Source organism: Paenarthrobacter sp. NPDC090520 (genome assembly GCF_044769205.1).
Classification (GTDB): Bacteria; Actinomycetota; Actinomycetes; order Actinomycetales; family Micrococcaceae; genus Arthrobacter.
Map to the genome: position 1 here is coordinate 74685 of NZ_JBIVXM010000005.1, position 18795 is coordinate 93479.

Sequence of the window (18795 nt, forward strand, 5' to 3'; positions counted from 1 at the left end):
TTGGTATGTGCTACGCGTACTATCAGGACTTCGAGCGGCGCACGAAGAAGGACTCCGCGCGCAAACCCGAAACCCGCAAGACTGAGGAAACCCCGGTTCAGCCCGTCGAGAAGCGACCACAGACAGAAGGCACGCTGTGGACGTTCCTGGCCCGCCGGCGTCGGGAATTCGAAGTCTCCGAACCGGAGACCGAACGCATTCGCGAGAAAGTCTGATTCAGGCAACGCGGGGTCACTTGCGGCCCATCCAGAGGGGGATTAGGGGCCGTAAGTGATCCTGCGTTGCTTTAAGCCGGGGCGGTGGTTGTGCTCCGGAGAACCAGCGCGGGTTCGATGAGGGTGCGCTCGGGTTGGAGGCTGTCGTCCTCAAGGCGTGCCAGCAGGCGACGTGCCGCGTCCATTCCCACGACGTCGCTTCGGTTGTCGATGGATGTCAGGTCCAGGTAACGCGACTTCGCCAGGGGCGAGTTGTCGTAGCCAATCACCGAGACATCCGATGGCACGGACAGCCCGCGTGCCTTGAGCGCGGCGAAGGCTCCCAGCGCCATGGTGTCGTTGGCGGCGAAGATCGCGGTGGTGTCCGGATGGTGGTCCAGGAGCCAGCATGCGGACGCATAGCCGTCCTCTTCCGATGTTCCGCCGGATTCGGCAACCACTGCGTCCGCACCCGCAGTCTCCATGGCGCGGCGGAAACCCGCCCGCCGGTGGGCGGAGGCGCCGTCATGCCCTGACAGGTGGCCAATGCGTGTGTGGCCCAGGTGCAGAAGGTGGTTCGTTGCCATGGCGCCGCCGAGGTCGTCATCGTTGGTGATCAGGTCGGCTCCTGCGGGGACACCCTGGCGCCAACCGGCGACGACGGTGGGCACCCAGGTGCGGGCCAGCATGGGCTCGCTGGGCTCGGCGGCGATGACCAGGGCGTCCACGTGCATGGCGAGGAGGCCGTCCGTGGCTTCCTTGATCCGGTTCTCGCCGGGCCGCGAATCGGCCAGGGTGACTTGGTAGCCGGGCTCGGAGAGGACAGATTCCATGCCGCGGAGCAGGTCCACGAACCAGAGGTTCCGGTAGTCGTCGATGACCAGCCCGATGCTCTTGGTGCGGTTGCTGGCCAGGGTGGTCGCAGCGCGGCTGGGCCGGTAGCCGAGTTCGTTGATGGCGTGGTGCACGGCGTCCCGGCGCTTGGCGCTGACCCTCTCGGGGTCCTTCAGGAAGAGCGAAACCAACGACGGCGAGACACCGGCCTGGGTGGCGACGTCGTAGAGGGTGGGGCGTCGGGGCTGGGGAGCGGGCCGCGCGTCGGGTGTTTTCACGGAGTTCAGCATGCCTTTCGGGTCTGCTTTCGAGGATAGTCGGCCAATGATTGACAGGACATATGGACATGGCTACGATCAATGCCTGTGCAAAAATTGTAGCGCTACAAAATGCCGTTCAGTGCCCCCTCTGACGGCGGAATTTCGAAGGAGAAATCATGGCTGAAAGCCTCGGCGTCGCCGTTATTGGTGCAGGCATGGCGGGTAAGGCCCACGCCGCCGCGTACCGCACGGCCTCTGCCCTCTACAGCCCGGTGCTGCCCCAGGTGCGGCTTGTTTCGATCGGTGACGTGAACGCCGAGTTCGGATCCCTGGCCGCCCGCCGTTTCGGGTACGAACGCAACGACACGTCGTGGCAGGCCATTGCCGAGGCCGACGATATTGACGTGGTCAGCGTGGTGATTGCCAACTCGCTGCACCGCGAAGTGGTGGAGGGATTGTTGGCGGCCGGCAAGCACGTGCTGTGTGAGAAGCCGCTGAGCGACACCCTGGAGGACGCCCGCGCCATGGCAGACGCCGCCCGCGCCGCCGAGGCTCGGGGCAACCTGGCCCGCATCGGGTTCACGTTCCGCCGCACCCCCGGCATCGCCTACATCCGTGAACTGATCCAGAACGGCGTACTGGGCAACGTGCTGCACTTCAGCGGCCGGTACTGGACCGACTACGGCTTCAGCCCCTCGGCCCCCATGAGTTGGCGTTACAAGGGCGGACCCGGCTCCGGCGCGCTGGCCGACGTCGGAAGCCACCTGACCTACGTCTCCGAGTTCCTGTGCGGCGATATCCAGTCCATCAGCGGCGGCCGGCTTGCTACCTCGATCGACAAGCGTCCGCTGCCGCTCAGCGCGGTCATGGGGCACGACCACGTGGCCGTCAGCGACACGTTTGAGGCGGTGGAAAACGACGACTACGCGGCCTTCAACGCCGAGTTCGCCAATGGTGCGGGCAGCTTCGAAGTGTCCCGGGTTGCTGCCGGGCACGCCAACAGCCTGCAGTTCGAGGTGTTCTGCGAAAACGGCGGCGCGAAGTTCGACCAGCGCCGCCCCAACGAAATCCAGCTCTTCCTCAACGACGACTCCGGTATCCAGAACGGGTACCGCCAGGTCATCCTCGGACCGGGCCACCCGTATATCGCCGGCGGTCTGGCGATGGATGCGCCCGAGGTCGGTTTCGGCCAGAACGACGCGTTCGGCTACCAGGCCCGCGCCTTCCTCGAAGAGATTGCCGGCTTGTCCGAAGTAGAGTCCCTGCCCCGCTGCGCCACGTTCGATGAGGGCGTCCGCAACATGGAACTCCTCGGTGCCGTCACCGAATCGGCCCTGAACAACGGAAAGAAGATCACGCTATGAAACTCGGCGTCTACAACGCGATCCTGCACGACCGCCCGCTTCCCGAGGCACTGAAGGTCATCGCCGATCTTGGCCTGACCGGCATCGAGATCAACACCGGCGGGTTCCTGCCCGCAACCCACGTACCCACCATGGACCAAATCCTGGAAAGCGATGCCGCCCGCGATGACTACCTGGGACTCTTTGAAGGCACCGGAGTGTCCATCGCCGGCCTGAACTGCAACGGAAACCCGCTGCACCCGCGCCGCGAAATCGGCGAGAAGCACGCCGAGGACATCCGCCGCTCCATCCGCCTGGCGCAGCGTCTTGGCCAGGACCGGGTAGTGACCATGTCCGGGCTGCCCGGCGGCGAACCCGGCGCCACCGTGGTGAACTGGGTGGTCAACGCCTGGAACTCCGCCGCGCTGGACGTCCTGGATTACCAGTGGGGCGTGGCCGCGGAGTTCTGGAAGGAAACCGACCGCCTGGCAGCAGACCACGGCGTTAAGGTCGCGTTGGAGCTGCACCCGCAGAACATCGTGTTCAACACCGCCGACGTGCACAAGCTCATTGAACTCACCGGAGCTACCCACGTGGGCGTTGAACTGGACGCCTCGCACTTGTTCTGGCAGCAAATGGACCCCGTGGCCGTGATCCGCGAACTCGGCCCGTTGGTGTTCCAGGCCGCCGCGAAGGACGTCCGCGTCAACACGGACAACGCCGCGCTCTACGGCGTCCTGGACAACAGCTTCCGCAGGCTCTCCCCGGAAGAGAACCGCACCAACCTGGGCGGGGACGAGTGGGCCAACGAATGGCCGAAGAACTCCGCCTGGGACTTCGTTGCCCTGGGCCGCGGACACGACACCGCCTACTGGACCGAATTCCTCCGCGCCCTCCACGAAGTAGACCCCAACATGCTGGTCAACATCGAACACGAGGACGTCTCCCTCGGCCGGATCGAAGGACTCGAAGTCGCCGCCAAAGTCCTCCGCGACGCCGACGCAGCCCTCGAGGTGTCGCTTCACGCGACACCGGCTTAGGGCACAACCCCGTCCAACGGACAATTCTCCGCGGAACGCCGGCCACATCACTGCCAAGCCACCAGTAATGTGGCCGGCCATCCTTGCCAGCCGCGCATAGAAGGTTCAACCCCCGGGCGCCTGCGTCGTAATCTCAGGCAAAGCTCTAAGGCTTCGGAGGCTGTCTCTTCATGAAGACACGAAAGTCACTCTTGCCTTCGGTCCTGTCCCAGTTATCCGAGCTGGCTGGCCCGTAATTCTCGACAAATAAGGCAAGGGCATGATGGGAGCCGGTCCGGGGGAGGGTAACGTGTCCTCCGTATTGAGTCAGCTTCCTGTACGGGGGGCCTATGAGCTCAAGGAATTCCATCACCATGGCAGTGCTCAGGGTCTCCAAGGCCGATTCCAGAACGTCGATGAATGCGAGCGGGTCAGTCTTCCCGGCCGCAAGGATCCGGAGTGACGCTTCATCGAGTTCTATCTGGTTTCTGTGAGCGTAGCTCGCTACCTCCGTGAGGGCAGATCGGCCTGCCCTCGGAGCAAATTCGGGTAGGCGGCGGATCACCGCCCTTTTCACGTTCTCAGGCACTGTCCCGCTTGCCATAAGCGGCCCAAGGTCCTTTGCGGGTAAGTGCGCGGGCATCATGTACTTGTGGAAGTTTCTTGAGTGACGGATTGCGAACTCTCGCGTGTCCCAGGCAAGGCCCACTGCTGCGTCAAACGATGCAGCCTCATCAACAACGATCCCGTCCCGTATCAGCACTCCAAGGAGTTGACCCTCGGCAACCTCGACATGTGCGATGGTGACGTAGTCTTCGAGCTCCAGGCCTTGGACCAGACGACTCTTGACTTCAGGTGCCAGGAGGGATTCATCAGCGCTCAAGATGGTGACGGCGAGCGCCTGCTTGTCATCTTCTGATTCGTCCTCGTAGTCCAGAATTTTGTCAGTGGTGTTGAGGAGCGCTGCTAGTGCGTCGTCGATGCTGCCGACGGTGTGGAGGTAGTTTTCAAGGTTGCTGAAAGCCGGCAGGAACCGGTTATTTCTCGCGAGTGCCGGCCACAGGTCGGTGCTCACATCCCCTAGGCTGACAACCGCGCAGTCCGGTGAGGCGCCAGGAATCAGGGCTTCGGCCGATGTGATATCCAGTGCGAGGGCTTCCTCAAGGATTTCGATGTACCGGTCCGCGGAGCTGATCGTGTGGGTGGGCGGGTGGGTGTTGGCTATGAGTTTTGCGTACTTGGTGGCGTTATTGAGGACGTGATTGTAGACGTTTACGTCTCTGTCTTTGATGGCATTCAGTGCCAAATTCGTGTGTCCATCCATTGCAACTTGCAAGTTGGTTTGATTTACCTCATAGAGGCTGTGTTCCACAGCGAGCTGCTTGAAGAACTGGTTCAAGGGTTCGATGGTGGGGAACGAGATTCCAAGGGAGACCATGATCTTCACTAGTGAACTGGGCAGATCAGCGGATTCGTCCTCCGTCGTGAAGACGCTCATTGAGGTGTAGTTTTCCTCGATGTACGGATGGAGTCCCTCAAGGTTGTAGTCGATGTTTTTCTCTGCCCCGGAGAGGGCCGCGTTGATCAAGGTTCTCTTCATGTTGTCTTGCACACGCAGTTTGAGTATCCGTTGGAAGATGTTGGGTGCACCGGCGGCCATCCGTCGGTAAAGGGCGACAGGATGCTTTCCACCTCTTAGGTAAACCTGTAAAAATCTACGCTCATCCTGGCCAGATGCCGCAGCAAGGTTGCGAACAATGGGATCGCATCGGGGGTCGTCCTTTTCCAGGAGGTAGTCCACGATGCCCAGGTTGTACATGCTTCGTTCGCGCAGGTTCGTGTCGGGGTCGTTGAGTACAGCGTCGATGTCTTCTGGTTTCGAAAGCTCGTAGAGGTTGCCCGTGGTATTGGGGTGTACATGGTGGATGATGAAGTTCATTGCCTGCAGGCTGATGTGAACGCCTTGGAAATGTGAAGTGTAGAGGGCGAAGTTCCTGTCGATGTATCCATGGGCCACCAAGTCAATTGCCAGACGTGATTTCAGGAGCTCTTTGCAAATCGCGTTGAAAGCCCACGTCTTGCTTTGGTGCTCAAGTGTGAACTCGGGGTGCTGGATGAGTTCGGCCATATCAGCACTCATCAGCACGTTGCGGTTAAGCTCGGCGGCTTTGAGGCGCATGTCCAGCTTGAAGCGGTTGTGCTTTTCCCACTGAACGGGGGACAGGTCCGCACCCAGGGCCTCGCTTACATCCTCGAAGGTGAAGAAGCCGTTAAACCTTCGTTGGGCGGTGATTGTGAGGGTTTCCCTTGTTTCGGTGTAGTTCCGCCAGAAATCAGGCGTGCGGATCATCGCGCTAATGGGAGCAGCGACTGACTTCCACGACACGGATGCGACCATGTCGTACGGTTCGCTCATGTTCTGGTTTTGATGCCGGAAGGTCCGCTCGAAATATCGCTCCAAGGCCTCGCCCAGAGATTCTGCCATCGATTCTGCGGCAGCTTGGCGGGAGAGCTTCGCCCGGATATCTTCGGCTTCCTCGTCCAGGGTGGCGACATTTTCCTCTACGAGGACCCGGCTGGCAGCATACAGTTCATCCAGCTGGCTGGTTCCGGCCTTGATCCGCTCAAAGTCGGAAAGGTGGATGTTCTTGTAAACGACCATGGCGAACAGAGAATCAGCATTCAAGCCCTCCAGCCGGTCTATGGGCAGCAGCAATTGCTCCTGGAAGACTGCGAACTCGTTATGGATGTTCTTGAGCAGACGCATGTCCACGATGTGCCGTGCAACCAGATTGATGAGGTCCCGGGAGATCTCGAAGCCGGACTTTTCCAGCATGTCGGTCAGGTGGTCGCGGGAACTGCGGTGCGTGATGAAGGGGACCACTGGTATGACGATGTCGAAGAATTTCGTCCGGTTAGCCCGCTCGGTTTCCGCTTTGGCGGCGTCAAAGGTCTGGGCTGCGCCCTGATCCTTTGAAGACCCGGCACCCTCGGTGCCTAGCTGCTCGAAGATGCTGTCTTTGATGGCGTAAATGAAGCGGATGTGCCGATCGAGCTGCGTTGAGTTGTTTAGGATGGTGTTCAGTTCCCGAAGGGTCTGAAAAATGTGCGGGTCCTCGAACCGGTCGATGTCTTCAAAGATCACGACGTCGTACTTCGTAGCTTCGAAAAAGTGGACAATCTCATCCAGGTACTCATCGAAGTAGCTGCCGGCTGCGTTCGATAGGGAAATGGTTGCCGGTCCCGCGACGAATTTATCGATCCATAGGCGGTTATGGAAAACCCGCCTCACCCCCAAGAACACCATGGCGGCGAACAAGAAAAGCAGCAGGTGCATGCCCAGCCGACCGGCAGGTAAGTCGGCGGCGAAGTTGACCCATCTATCAGTGAAACGGGTGATATAGCCCAGAACGATCAAGACCGCTGAGCCCATCAATGCCGCAACAAGCTCACGCCGCCACCGGAAGGACCCAAGTCGTCGGTACCTGGAACCGGGAACTTTCTCCTCACGATAGAGGAGCTGCTTCACCAGTTCCTTTTGGATCCGGTTGGTCGTTGAGACAGGTGGAGCATCCCCGGTTGAGGGTTCATCGCCCAACGTTGACAGTGCGAGGCTGATGATCTTGTTCTGCGGACTTTGTTTATTCCGCAGTTTCGAGGAAGCCTTTCGTGCAGGCTCGCCGCTGACTAAGGCTTCCAAGATACTGCTTTTCCCACTGCCGTAACCACCGGTCAAGGCAATGTTGCGGATCCGACCCGAGTCCCCGCCCTCAAGGGCATTTTTCAGGTGGCGGACGTAAGCGCCGTGCTGCGCCTCGTCATACCCAGGCGCCAAAAGAAGTAGCCCCGTCGAAGAATCTCCAATTGCCGTCTCTCCTGGACCATCATTGGGAGATTCAGCCACAGGCTCCAAACCCTCCGTTTCTTCACCCTCGGAAACGGTCTGAGCAGCAGAGGTATCCATCCAAGAATCCTATTTGGCAAATACGCATTCCTTGACGACGTCAGATGCCCTTGTATCCGGCTGGCCACCACGTGGTGCGGCGGCGAGAGTGGGAATGGGCGGTCCGCTTCCAAGGGCATCCCGCTCGGAGCCTTCCACTGGACGCTCGCTGTCCGTGCGCTGGCGTAAAGTCGTAGAGATACTTTCGCCGTTAACAAACACCCGGGGGACCTTTGAGCGCACAACAGCGTGGACAGCTCAGTTTGGACGCCCAGCTGCAAATCAAAGCCCTCGAATCCGCCTACAGGACCAACGCGGATCGGCCGGTTGCCTACCTCGACGAAACATCAATGCCGGCCGGCGTATACGAAGGCTCAGACCCGTTCTACGCGGTCACAGCTGTTGTTGTTCCCCCGAGTGATCACGAGGGGATCCGTAAGGACCTGTTGGCCACCGTCGGCGCTTCGTACTGGCATTCAACTAAGGCGAATGAGACCGAGGAAGGTAAAGAGAAACTCGATGAGCTCGCCCGCTACATCGGCGAAGGCGCGGAGCCGGTCATCATTTCTGCCCGGGGCCTAGTTGACCCCGCCGACAAGAACGCGGAGAAAGCACGTTTTGAATGTCTCACGCACCTGCTCAGTCAGCTGAACCAGGGTTCCGTATGCGACCCGGTGAATCTGTTTGTTCTGGAACGTAGGCAGGACCAGAAACGAAGGAACATCGACGACTTCACGTTCAAGTCCGCGAGAAAGTCCGGGGCGATCGCCCTGACGGCAGAGACTCTGCAGGTCTCTCCAACGCATGAACACCTGCTGTGGCTGCCGGACATCGTGTCGTACGCCTACTACAGGAAAATGGCCGTCAAACAGCCTTCACTTTTCGACCACATAGAACACATGGTCACTCACATCTCGCCCGCGTAGGGCCCGTTAAAGGGAGCAGCCCCGGGCGGCCGTAGCAATCAAACCCGGGGCCAGGCCAGACCTCGAACTCCCTTACGGGAGAACAAGTTCCAACACCTTGCTCCTGTACAGCGTAGCGCAAAAGGAAAGTTATGGAATACCGGGTGTGAGGAATGTAACTCTCATCGGATCGGCGAGGCCGGCCCGCTTGGTTGAAACCGTCTTCGAGGGTTCGTCCACCGGGTCAGTTCTTGTCGAGGATTTTTGAGGCGCTGAGTTCGTGGGCTTCATCGTTGTGCAAAACAAGTCCGCTCATGCCTTTGAAGAAGCCGGGATCCGGGTTGTATCCGGGGAAGTTGATGGGTTCTCTGGGCTGAATCCATTGAGTTGCCGGCTGTTTGATGAGCCCAGGGTTGTTGCTTCGTTGTTTCCAGAGGGCACTGCAGGGGCGAAAGTTCCGATCGGTGAATGCAAGACTGAGTTGCAGGGCATCCGGAGAGAATTAGGCCTGGCTTTGTGGCAGAAGCTGGACGGCCGCATCTAGGAGCAGACGGGGCCGCTTCCATCTACTTTGTCGATCGTGTCAGGAGGACCCCGGAAGAGGAGGACGAGGATCCGGACGAAGCCCGTCGACGGACCCAGGGGTAATTGGATGTCGGTGGCTGGTGAGATTATCTGAGCATGATGTTTGAAGATGACCGGACGGCTGTTCCGCGTGCTTATGTGGCACTTCCCCACGATCACCTCTATGAGGATCATGACCGGGACATGGCATCGGCTATCGCCTGGTGCCTGAGCCATGCCGACGGGGATCCGCGCGGAGTCGGGATCCAGACGGGCCGTCGTGATGATCTGGAGGATGCGCCCAGGCTCGCGGCTCTGGTGAAGGCGGGGGCGAAGGTCTATGCGGACTCCCGCGGGAAGCTTGATTTGCTTCCGTCCGGGCCGGTGTTCCTGTACCGGCCCCAACCCGCGCACTTGTGGCAGGTCGAGGGGAAACGGATGCCCTCGACCGTTCTGGCATTCGGCGTCACAGGGCCCGCCCATCACGACCGGCATTATGGAACTGAGGGGATGGTCGGGGCTCAGCCTTGGATCACGGCATTCAAGCCGGAACATCTTGGCGGCCCGGCCATTGAGGCCAAGGAACCAGTCATTGCTGACCGTGTTGTCGCTGCTGCCATGGATCACTTCACGAACAGCATCAACTCCAGCACCGGCCTATCGCACAGCAGTGACCGCTCTACCGTGACCGAAGGCCTGACTAAGCTCAAGGAGGCCGGACACCGGTTCGACCCCAACGACCTGCTTGCCGGGGCCTTGGCGCGGAACTGGAGAGGCGAGGCAGCCTTGGAACTCGTGACCTTGGCAGTTGAACTTAACGCCGGAAAGAGCAAGCGCTTCACTTCCAGGCTCCGGCCTGACATCGTTGGGCTTTGGTGCGAGAAGGCCAGATAGGGCGTTGGCGAGGCCGCTGTGCCCTATTGTCGGAGCTATGGTGCGCAAGAAGGCGATTGAACACATTTTGGACCACGCAACAATCGAAGCGTGGACCAGTACTCTTGAGAAGCTGTCGTTCAATCGATACGAAGGTCAGGCACTCCGTGGCTTTCTTGAGGAGATGGAGCACCTGATCGATCGCCGCGACGACATCGACAGGTTGCGTGCCGAATTCAGTACCAGTCCGGTAACCGGCCGTCTACAGCCGGATCTGAAGCAAAGACGCCGCCTGTACTCGCTAACGAAGGTGTACTTCGATACTTACTATGGCGCTCTCTCCCATCTCTCCTCAGTAGTGGGACGATTCTCAAAAGTCTTTGGCGGTGTGGCGCACACGGATAATAAATCGTTCTTGGTGTGGCTCCGGAAGTATCACGCAGGGCTTTCACCGGAACTGAATGCTGGCGGAGTTGCTTTCAACGAGCTGGAGGCTGCACGCCTGTTTAGGGCACTGCTCAATCACCCGCAGCAGTTTTCCCCTCCCGACTGGTCCACGGAAACGCGACCTACGTACGATGTGGTGCACATCGTGATGCACGGCGCCCAATCCAGATCAGGGAAGATTCCCCCCGGCAGCACCCGGAAAAACATACCTGCCATCATGAATGCCGATTGGAGGATGGACGCACCTGACGAGGTCAGCGTCACCAACTGTCTGGCCAATGCTTCTATACCGATCATCAGCCAAGTTCTAGCTCAGCGAGGACCCGGCGCGGCCTTTGTCCGTAGTGATACCCGCCAGGCCAAGGCTGTAAAGGTAGTGATGACCGGAGGTAGGCGTATCAGGCCCGGAGACAACATCACGGAAGCCTAAATTTCGTCGAACAACAAACGGCAGAAACTCGATGAAGCTAACCCATCTGCCACCCGGGCATGAAGGAAATCTACGTCGTGCTTCGGAAAGCGGCGACTGCGTCAGAAACCTCTGTCCGTAGGGCGGGGTTTTGCGTTTAAGAACCGAGCTCTGCCCGCAGCGGGTACGTGCCGCCGTCGAGGATCACCTGGATGCACGTGCCCGTGGACGGGTTGAGGACGATCGGCGCCATGAGGTTCACCGTGGTCTTATCTGCCGAGGGATTCACTACCACCAAAGTGGTCCCCTCCGTGGGGGCCAGTCCAACGGCCTCCAGCGCAAAGCCCGGAATGGCCGGGGCGTAGTCCGGCACGTACACCGAAGCGTCGGCGACGAACATCCGTACCTGCGGATTCGTGGCCTCCAAGGCGAACAAGCCATCGGCACCCGGGACACCACGCAGGGTGAAACCTTCCGCGGCCTCGAGTCCGGGCAGGGGAGCCGCGAAAACCAAGGACGTGCTCATCGCAGGAAATCCATCAACGTAGGCTGCAATACCTTGGCGGTCACCGCGAGGGCCACCTGGTAGTTGGTCTCCTGCACCTTCAAATCCATGACAGCCTTTCCCAAATCCAGGTCTTCCACCCGGGACCTCTGCGTTTCCAGCGTAGCCTTCATCCCTTCCAATGAGTCCTGGGCCTGGCCCAGGCGTGTTTGCCGCATGCCCACATCGGCGCGGCCATCGATGACTGACTGGATCCCTGCGCCAATGGCCGCAAGCCGACCGTTGGGGTTGACCCCGGCGCGGATGTCAGCCACAACATCACCCACCATGGCGAAAACCGAGCCGGCGCCGCTGCCGAAGATCGCACCGCCGTCGGAATCCACGCGCACGGTCCGCGACGCATCCACCCGACGCTCCACCGAGGCTCCGGCCCCACCGTTGAACACGGGGGGAGTGGCGTTGGTGAACGCGCCGTCCGTATCCGAGCTGCCTGCGAAAACGTTGCGGCCCAGGTACTGCGTGTTGGCCTGCGTCAGGAGGTCCTTGCCGAGGCCTTCGATTTCGACGGCGATGGCCTCCTTGGCGGAATCGTTCAGCGTGCCGTTGGCCACCTGGACCACGAGGTCCCGCACCCGGTTCAGGATGTTGGTGGACTGGCCCAACGCCGTGTCAGCCGCTGCGAGCCAGCCGTTTCCGTCGCTGATATTGCTGCCGTACTGGTTGGCCGCGTTGAGCTGGCCCCGCAGGGCAATGGCCTGTGCGGCGCCGGCGGGATCGTCCGAGGGACGGTTGATGTTCTTGAGCGTGAGTGCGCGGTCCTGCAGCTCGGCCAGCCGGGTTTGTGCCGATTGCAGGCTGCGCTGCGACGAGGCCGCCATCATGTGGGTGGTCACGCGGTTGATCATGGCTTACCTTCCCACCAGTCCGGTGCGGTTGATGAGGACGTCCAAGGCCTCGTCGATCGCGGTCATCACACGGGCCGCGGCCTGGTAGGCGTGCTGCCCGGCGAGGAGGTTGATGTTTTCCTCGTCCAGGCTGACTCCCGCGCCGGAGTTGCGCTGCCCGACGGCGGCAACTCCCGCTGCGTCGGCCAGTTGCGAATGCTGTTGAGCCGAGCGGGAGGCCATGCCGATCCCGGAAACGACTCCGCTCCAGAAAACATCCGGCGACGTGGAGGAGGAACCAATGAGGGAAAGGGAATCGGCGATGCTGCCATCCAAGGCACCCGCGCCCGCAGCCCCCGTGGCGATTCCGGCCGCAGTGCCCGGGACCACCCTGAGTGACAGGGCCGCAGGGACACCAGGTGTGGTGGCGAAGAAGTCCAGGTTGCCGGCACCGGTGGTGGACTGCCCGGTGCGGTGGATGGCGTTGACGTCGTTCATGAGCTGCGTTGCGAAGGCATCGTAGGATGCCGCGGCCTGGGCGAGGGCGCCGCCAATGCCGCTCCCGTTGGCCGGTGCCAGGAGGGACACCGCCCCGGCGAGTTCACCGCCGTCGAGGTTTACCGCCATGCCCGGGCGGTCCGCCCATTCCAGCTGCACCGGTGTTGTGCTGCCGAGGGTCGTGGGGCCGGAGAGGGCCAGTTGCCGCGCTGACGTCCCGGAGACCAAGGCGTTGCCGCCGATAAAGACGTCCGCTGTGCCGTCGGCGTTTTCGCGGACCGTACCGCCAGCCATGGCAGCGATGGACTCGGTCAGTTGGTTCCGGGCATCGATGAGCTCGTTCGCGGACCCGCCGGCAGCCACCGTGGACCGGATCCGTCCGTTGAGGTCCGCCACGCGCCCGGCGGCGGCGTTGAGCTCGGTGACGTTGGCCGCGGCTTCACCCCGGACCCGGCTCCACTGGGCGTCCAGGGCCTTGTAGCCCGCAGCAACGGTTTCAGTCACGGTGGCCGCTGACTCGAGCAGGACCGACGACGGAGCGGACTCGCCCGGGTGGTTCGCCACTCCCTGCCACGCCGCCCAAAAGGTTTGCAACGCCGTCGAGAGTCCATGGGGGCCGGGTTCCTGCAACGATTCCTCGAGCCGCTGCAATTCCGTGGACCGGATGGTCGCGTACCCGGATGCTGCGGCGGTGTTGCGGACACCCGCGTCGAGGAAGCTGCTGCCAAGCCTCGCGATTCCATCAACGGAGACTCCTTGTCCGGCCTGCCCGATGCCGGCGTTGAGCCCCACGGGGAGGGGTGCGCCAATGGCAGACTGTTCAATCCGTTGACGGGTATAACCGTCAGTGGAGGCGTTGGCGATGTTCTGGCCGGCCAGGTTGATGGCTTGTTGCGCTGCGGTGAGTCCGCGGTAGGCCGTGTTGAGTCCGCCGAAAGTGCTCATGTGTTCCCCTTCAGAACTTCCGGTCCACCAAATGGGCGGAGGACGAATCGCCGGTGCGTCCGTGGGCGTCGTAGGTACCGGCTGCTGGCTTCAGGTCGGCCAGCGTCTCCTGGGTGGACCGGACCGCTGCCCGGAGGAACTGCTCGTTGGCGTCGCGGAGTTCCTTGATGGTTGCTGTTTGCTGCCGCATGGCCGCCAGATGGGACGTCAGCACATCGGCCCAGGCGGGCTCCGGTGCGGCGGCGGCCAGCTCGGAGAGCGAGGAATCTGCGGAGATACCCCACTGTTCTGCCACGGCCGCAATCTCTACAGCCCTGGCAAGTCCGGCCTTGGAGACACGGTCCAGGACCTGTTCCACTTCCCGGGTGCCATGCGGCAACCAACGGGACTTGCCGGCCGTCAGCAGCAGTTGCTCTTCTTCGAGCTTGAACGTCAGGAGATCCAGGAGCTCGCGTTCGCGCCACAGCAGGGCTGACAGTTCATGGATGGCCACTGAGGTCAACTCCAGTTCTGGTTTGGGGATGTCCCCACTAGCTATCGGCCGGGCGACCCCAAGCGTTAGGCACGCCCGGGGCCAAAAGCCGTTCGAAGTTTTTGCTAACCGCTCGCGTGGGCACCGCCGATAGTGCGGTGTGACGGCCCACGGATGGGCTGCCACACAGTAAGTCCAGATCACGGAGGAAAAATCATGGGCATGCAGATCAACAACAACCTGATGGCAAACAACGCGTACCGCAGCTTGAATGCCACGCAGGACACCCTCGCCAAGTCGATGGAAAAGCTTTCCAGCGGCCTGCGCATCAACCGTGCCGCTGACGATGCGGCCGGTCTTGCCATCTCGGAGGGCCTCAAGTCCCAGGTGAGCGGCTCCTCGGTTGCCGCCCGTAACGCCCAGGACGGCATCAGCATCATCCAGACCACGGAAGGTGCCCTCACCGAAGTCCACTCCGTACTGCAGCGCATGCGCGACCTCGCAGTCCAGGGTGCCTCGGACTCCAACAACGCCGACGCCCGTACGGCCATCAAGACCGAAGCCGACTCGCTGGGCAAGGAACTGGACCGCATCACGCAGTCCACCAACTTCAACGGCATCGACCTCCTCAAGGGTGGCGCGGCGCTGAACATCCAGGTGGGTACTGCCGGTTCGGCCAACGACGTCATTGCCGTCAACCTCGGCGACGTAGCAACGGCAGCGGGCACGCTGTCCGGCGCAGCCGGTGCCACGGGCTTCGACGTCACCACCAACGCCAACGCCCAGACCACCATCACGGCGATCGACTCGGCCATCAAGGCAGTCTCCACCCAGCGTTCGGACCTCGGTGCAAGCCAGAACCGCTTGGACCACGCCATCAAGTCGCTGAACGTTGCCGGCGAAAACCTGCAGGCTGCACAGTCCCGCATCGCGGACACTGACATGGCTGCGGAAATGGTCAAGTACACCAAGGCCAACATCCTGTCCCAGGCAGGCACGGCCATGCTGGCACAGGCAAACCAGTCCGGCCAGGGCGTTCTTTCGCTCCTGCGCTAACCGCTCCTGCGCTCAGCCGTACGAGCCTGTTGCGGCGACCGGCCGGGCCCCCATCCCGGCCGGCCGCCGCTCGGCGCGGCTCGTGAACAAACCTGGAAGGAGAACCTGTGACAACCGCTATCGACGGGCTCGCCAGTGGCCTGAACACCACGGCGATCATCAACTCCCTGATGTCCGTCGAAGCCTTGCCGCAGACCCAGCTCAAGACCAAGCTGGCGTCCAACCAGACTGTCATTTCCACCCTGCAGTCCCTCAACTCCAAGCTCACCGCGCTGAAGGACCTTTCCGTTGCAGGTTCCGCCACCGGCGCGCTGAACCTGTTCACTGCCACCAGCAGCTCCCCTTCCGTCACGGCAAAGACCACGACGGCGGCCACCGCGGGATCGATCGACCTGACCGTGACGCAGCTGGCCCAGACGCAGGTAAACGTCACCGCGGCCATGGCCTCCTGGCCCACCGACGGTGGTGCGCCGGCACACCTGACGATCGTTGATTCCACGGGTAAGAAGACCGAGATTGCTCCCAACAGCACGTCCTTGGATGACGTGGTTTCGGCGATCAACGCAGCGTCCGGCGGCGCTCACGCGGTGAAGGTTCCGGCCGGCAACGGCACATACCGCCTGCAACTCACGGCGTCCACGTCCGGGGCAGCCGGAGCCTTTACCGCCTACCAAGGTACGGCCGCCCAAGTGGCGGGCGGCACGGCGGTGGACCTTATGGCGGACCCGACCGCCGCCGTCGTACGCTCCGCCCAGGACGCCAAAGCGACCCTGTACGCGGGCACTGCGGCGGAGCAGGTCCTGACCTCGGGAACCAACACGTTCACGGATGTGTTGCCGGGCGTGTCGGTGACGGCCACCGCGGTGAGCACCGGGCCGGTGACCGTGACCGTTGCCAGCGACGTTCCAGGCATCACCAAGAAGGCCGAAGACCTGGTGAAGTCCGTCAACGACGTCCTCAGCTTCGTGTCCATGTACAGCGCAGTCTCCAAGACAACGGACTCCAGCGGAGCCACCGTCCCCAAAGCCGGGATCCTGACCGGCAACACCAGTGTTCGCGCCGTCAATGACCAGGTGGTGGCGGCACTTTCCCGGCCGATCGGCGGGAAGTCGCCGGCCGAGTACGGCATCAACATCACCAAGGACGGGAATTTCACGTTCGATTCGGACAAGTTTGCCGTGGCTTTGTCGGCCGATCCAGCGGCGACCCAGGCGGCGGTGCAGGCTTTGGCAGGGCGGGTAGCCGACGCGGCCAAAGCCGCTTCAGATCCCTACAACGGCTCCATTTCCGGCCTCATCAAGGGCCGCGAATCCGATGTCCGGGACCTGGGCACCAGGATCGCCGACTGGGACCAGCGCCTGGCAACCCGCCGGGCCACGCTCCAGTCCGTCTACACCAACATGGAGGTGCTGCTCGGCGGCCTCCAATCGCAGTCCACTTGGTTGTCCGGGCAGATTTCCAGCCTCCCGAAGCAGTCCACAGGAGAATAGCCATGACATACAGTGCCCTTCGCGCCCAGCAGCTCTCGCGCTACAACGACGACGCCGTCCTGTCCGCACCGCCTGCCCGGCTGCTCACCATGTTGTACGACCGCCTCCTGCTGGATGTGAAGCGCGCCCGCCTGGCCCAGGAAAACGCCAATTGGGACTCTGCCCGTGAGAACCTGCTGCATGCCCAAGCGATTGTTGCCGAGCTGCAGTCCACACTCCGCGTGGATCTGTGGGACGGCGCCGCTTCGCTTGCGAGCATCTATGAGTACGCCATGCAGGCCCTCATTGGTGCCAACATCTACCGCGACGTGGAGCGGACCAAGGAGTGCATCGAGCTCCTGGAACCCCTGCGGCAGGGGTGGCACGAGGCGGCGGCGCAGTTGCCCGTGGAGTCTGCGTCCGGAGCTGCCTCGGGGCGGGCGCTCGGTGTCGCTTGACGCTTGGTCCGCTGTCCTGGACCGTTTGGAGGCGGACATCGCCCTGGCTGTTTCCGGTGGGTTCCCGCCGTCGTGGGAGCCGCCGCGTGATGCCGGACCGTTGCCCGTCGCGTTGGAGGCACGGGCACGGCGAGTCCTGGATGCACAGGCCGACGCGATGGACCTCCTGGCCCGCTTGAAGCACGACGCCGGCTCCCAACTAGGTGCGCTCGCCGCGGTCCCGTCCGGGCCGGGTTCCTCGCGGCCGCTCCTGCTGGACGTGCGCGGCTAACTTTCCCTTGCGCGCACCCAACTGGGTCGCATTTGTGCGCGTTTTGAGCCGTCAAAACGCGCTTAATTGCGACCCAGTTGGGTGCTACGAGGGGGTCAGGCCAGGAATTCCCGGGCTGCCGTGACCAAGGCGTCCGTGCCAATGCCCAGCGTCGGCTGGATCACCGGGGCGAAGTACGGGGAGTGGTTGGACGGCACATCCTCCGGGAGCCGTCCCTTCTCTGCGAACTCCTTGGCGTAATGCGGTTCGATCCCGCCCAGGAACCAGAACACCAGCGGTGCGCCGGCCGCCGTCGCCAGCATCCCGACGTCCTCGCTTCCGGAAACCGGGCCTGGATCGATCACTTGATGGGCGCCGAAAGTGGTCCTGAAAGCCGCATCCACCCTTTTCGCCGCTGAATCGTCGTTGACGGTCAGGGGGAAGCGCTCTTCGTAGTGGAAGTCAGGTTCCTGGGTGGCGCCCGAGGCGGTGGCCTCGCTCCGTACAATGCGTTCGACGGCGGCCAGCACCTTCTGGCGCGTCGGCTCGGCGAAGGACCGGATACTGAGACCGAGGGTCGCCGTTTCGGGGATGATGTTGTTCTTGGTTCCGGCGTGGAGTTGGCCGACTGTCACCACGGCCGAATCACTCGGGGCGATTTCGCGGGAAACCACGCCTTGGAGACGGACAGTTGCTGCCGCGGCCATGAGGACGGGGTCAACCGTGGTTTCGGGACGCGAACCGTGACCACCCCGGCCGTGCAGGGTGACGTTGAGCGAATCCGCCGAGGCCATGGCAACGCCGGACCGGAGTCCGAACCAGCCGGCAGGGAACGGGGCCACATGCTGGCCGAGCACCACATCCGGCTTCGGGATGCGATCGTAGAGGCCATCTTTGACCATGGCGTTGGCTCCGCCGCCCCATTCCTCGGCGGGCTGGAACACGGCGATGAGCGTGCCTTGCCACTCCTGCTTCTGGTTGACGAGTTTCTCCACCGCGCCCAGGAGGCAGGTGACATGGACGTCGTGACCGCACGCGTGCATCACAGGCACCTCGCGGCCTTCATGGTCTTCGCCCATGGCTGTGCTGGCGTAGTCCAGCCCGGTGGCTTCCTTGACGGGGAGCGCGTCCATGTCAGCCCGGAGCATCACCACCGGACCGTCGCCGTTGTTGAGGACGCCCACCACGCCGGTCTTGCCGATGTTGCGGTGCACTGCGAGGCCCAGCTCTTCGAGGTGGCCCGCGACGATGCCTGCGGTCCGGACTTCCTGGAAAGAAAGCTCTGGATTCGAGTGCAGGTCTTTGTACAGCTCTTCAAGGTCAATGCCCACGGACTTACCCCTTACCGTTCGACGCCGGGAATGGGGCCAGTGTATCGAGTGGGGCTGATGGAAGGCTGGGCATGGAAGGGAAGCCCGCACGTGGTTTACAAAATTCATTGGCGATTCGCCTAACGCCCTTTCGAAC

At 62.2% G+C, this 18795-nt stretch carries 18 protein-coding genes; 11 read left to right on the forward strand and 7 right to left on the reverse strand.

The features are described 5' to 3' along the window. Positions 1-5: 5 nt before the first annotated feature. Positions 6-215 (forward strand): hypothetical protein, encoded by a 210-nt coding sequence (locus tag ACIQTZ_RS08145; protein ID WP_400333887.1) that lies wholly within the window; start codon positions 6-8, stop codon positions 213-215. Between the two features lie 71 nt (positions 216-286). On the opposite strand, the gene ACIQTZ_RS08150 is transcribed toward ACIQTZ_RS08145, so the two are convergent. Beyond that, positions 287-1306: a LacI family DNA-binding transcriptional regulator gene (locus tag ACIQTZ_RS08150; protein ID WP_402979334.1), complete on the reverse strand. Its 1020-nt coding sequence runs from the start codon at positions 1304-1306 to the stop codon at positions 287-289. 158 nt (positions 1307-1464) lie between these two features. Between ACIQTZ_RS08150 and ACIQTZ_RS08155 the strand changes: the two genes are divergently transcribed. Together ACIQTZ_RS08155 and ACIQTZ_RS08160 are read left to right on the forward strand one after the other, a co-directional pair. Next, positions 1465-2652 carry a Gfo/Idh/MocA family protein gene (locus ACIQTZ_RS08155; RefSeq protein ID WP_402979337.1) on the forward strand — a complete coding sequence of 396 codons (1188 nt, stop codon included), beginning with the start codon at positions 1465-1467 and terminating at the stop codon, positions 2650-2652. Next, positions 2649-3671, forward strand: coding sequence for a sugar phosphate isomerase/epimerase family protein (locus tag ACIQTZ_RS08160; RefSeq protein ID WP_402979340.1), 1023 nt, complete (start codon positions 2649-2651; stop codon positions 3669-3671). Before ACIQTZ_RS08155 ends, ACIQTZ_RS08160 begins: the two co-directional genes overlap by 4 nt. Positions 3672-3816: 145 nt before the next feature. On the opposite strand, the gene ACIQTZ_RS08165 is transcribed toward ACIQTZ_RS08160, so the two are convergent. Then, positions 3817-7614, reverse strand: coding sequence for a hypothetical protein (locus tag ACIQTZ_RS08165; protein ID WP_402979343.1), 3798 nt, complete (start codon positions 7612-7614; stop codon positions 3817-3819). A gap of 212 nt (positions 7615-7826) precedes the next feature. Here ACIQTZ_RS08165 and ACIQTZ_RS08170 point away from each other — a divergent pair, with 212 nt between their 5' ends. The 4 genes from ACIQTZ_RS08170 (at position 7827) to ACIQTZ_RS08185 (ending at position 10812) form a co-directional block, all read left to right on the forward strand. Beyond that, positions 7827-8519 carry a hypothetical protein gene (locus ACIQTZ_RS08170; protein WP_402979345.1) on the forward strand — a complete coding sequence of 231 codons (693 nt, stop codon included), beginning with the start codon at positions 7827-7829 and terminating at the stop codon, positions 8517-8519. Between the two features lie 259 nt (positions 8520-8778). Next, the gene (locus tag ACIQTZ_RS08175) at positions 8779-9042 is read left to right on the forward strand and encodes a hypothetical protein (protein WP_402979348.1); all 264 of its coding nucleotides are present in this window, start codon (positions 8779-8781) and stop codon (positions 9040-9042) included. A 137-nt stretch (positions 9043-9179) separates the two neighbouring features. Beyond that, entirely contained in the window at positions 9180-9956 is a 777-nt protein-coding gene (locus tag ACIQTZ_RS08180) for a hypothetical protein (RefSeq protein ID WP_402979350.1), read from the forward strand. A 37-nt stretch (positions 9957-9993) separates the two neighbouring features. Beyond that, positions 9994-10812 carry a hypothetical protein gene (locus ACIQTZ_RS08185; RefSeq protein ID WP_402979352.1) on the forward strand — a complete coding sequence of 273 codons (819 nt, stop codon included), beginning with the start codon at positions 9994-9996 and terminating at the stop codon, positions 10810-10812. A gap of 136 nt (positions 10813-10948) precedes the next feature. Here the strand turns inward: ACIQTZ_RS08185 and ACIQTZ_RS08190 are convergent, their stop codons facing one another. From ACIQTZ_RS08190 to ACIQTZ_RS08205, 4 genes are read right to left on the reverse strand one after another with little or no spacing between them, the layout of a single operon-like run. Continuing rightward, complete coding sequence (locus ACIQTZ_RS08190) at positions 10949-11317, reverse strand: flagellar assembly protein FliW (RefSeq protein ID WP_402979355.1); 369 nt, start codon at positions 11315-11317, stop codon at positions 10949-10951. Continuing rightward, positions 11314-12201, reverse strand: coding sequence for a flagellar hook-associated protein FlgL (gene flgL, locus ACIQTZ_RS08195; RefSeq protein WP_402949080.1), 888 nt, complete (start codon positions 12199-12201; stop codon positions 11314-11316). Before flgL ends, ACIQTZ_RS08190 begins: the two co-directional genes overlap by 4 nt. A gap of 3 nt (positions 12202-12204) precedes the next feature. Then, a complete protein-coding gene (gene flgK, locus ACIQTZ_RS08200) occupies positions 12205-13623 on the reverse strand; it encodes a flagellar hook-associated protein FlgK (protein WP_402979357.1) in 1419 nt (472 codons plus the stop codon). 10 nt (positions 13624-13633) lie between these two features. Next, a complete protein-coding gene (locus ACIQTZ_RS08205) occupies positions 13634-14116 on the reverse strand; it encodes a flagellar protein FlgN (RefSeq protein ID WP_402949074.1) in 483 nt (160 codons plus the stop codon). Between the two features lie 195 nt (positions 14117-14311). On the opposite strand from ACIQTZ_RS08205, the gene ACIQTZ_RS08210 reads away from it, so the two are divergent. The 4 genes from ACIQTZ_RS08210 to ACIQTZ_RS08225 all read left to right on the forward strand — a co-directional run bounded on the left by ACIQTZ_RS08210 (position 14312) and on the right by ACIQTZ_RS08225 (position 17349). Next, positions 14312-15151, forward strand: coding sequence for a flagellin (locus ACIQTZ_RS08210; protein ID WP_400333909.1), 840 nt, complete (start codon positions 14312-14314; stop codon positions 15149-15151). A gap of 107 nt (positions 15152-15258) precedes the next feature. Continuing rightward, the gene (fliD, locus tag ACIQTZ_RS08215; protein ID WP_402979360.1) at positions 15259-16641 is read left to right on the forward strand and encodes a flagellar filament capping protein FliD; all 1383 of its coding nucleotides are present in this window, start codon (positions 15259-15261) and stop codon (positions 16639-16641) included. A 2-nt stretch (positions 16642-16643) separates the two neighbouring features. Further along, the gene (gene fliS / locus ACIQTZ_RS08220) at positions 16644-17078 is read left to right on the forward strand and encodes a flagellar export chaperone FliS (RefSeq protein WP_402979363.1); all 435 of its coding nucleotides are present in this window, start codon (positions 16644-16646) and stop codon (positions 17076-17078) included. Continuing rightward, complete coding sequence (locus ACIQTZ_RS08225; RefSeq protein WP_402979366.1) at positions 17068-17349, forward strand: hypothetical protein; 282 nt, start codon at positions 17068-17070, stop codon at positions 17347-17349. Before fliS ends, ACIQTZ_RS08225 begins: the two co-directional genes overlap by 11 nt. A 95-nt stretch (positions 17350-17444) precedes the next feature. On the opposite strand, the gene ACIQTZ_RS08230 is transcribed toward ACIQTZ_RS08225, so the two are convergent. After that, complete coding sequence (locus ACIQTZ_RS08230; RefSeq protein ID WP_400333922.1) at positions 17445-18659, reverse strand: amidohydrolase; 1215 nt, start codon at positions 18657-18659, stop codon at positions 17445-17447. Positions 18660-18795: the final 136 nt, after the last annotated feature.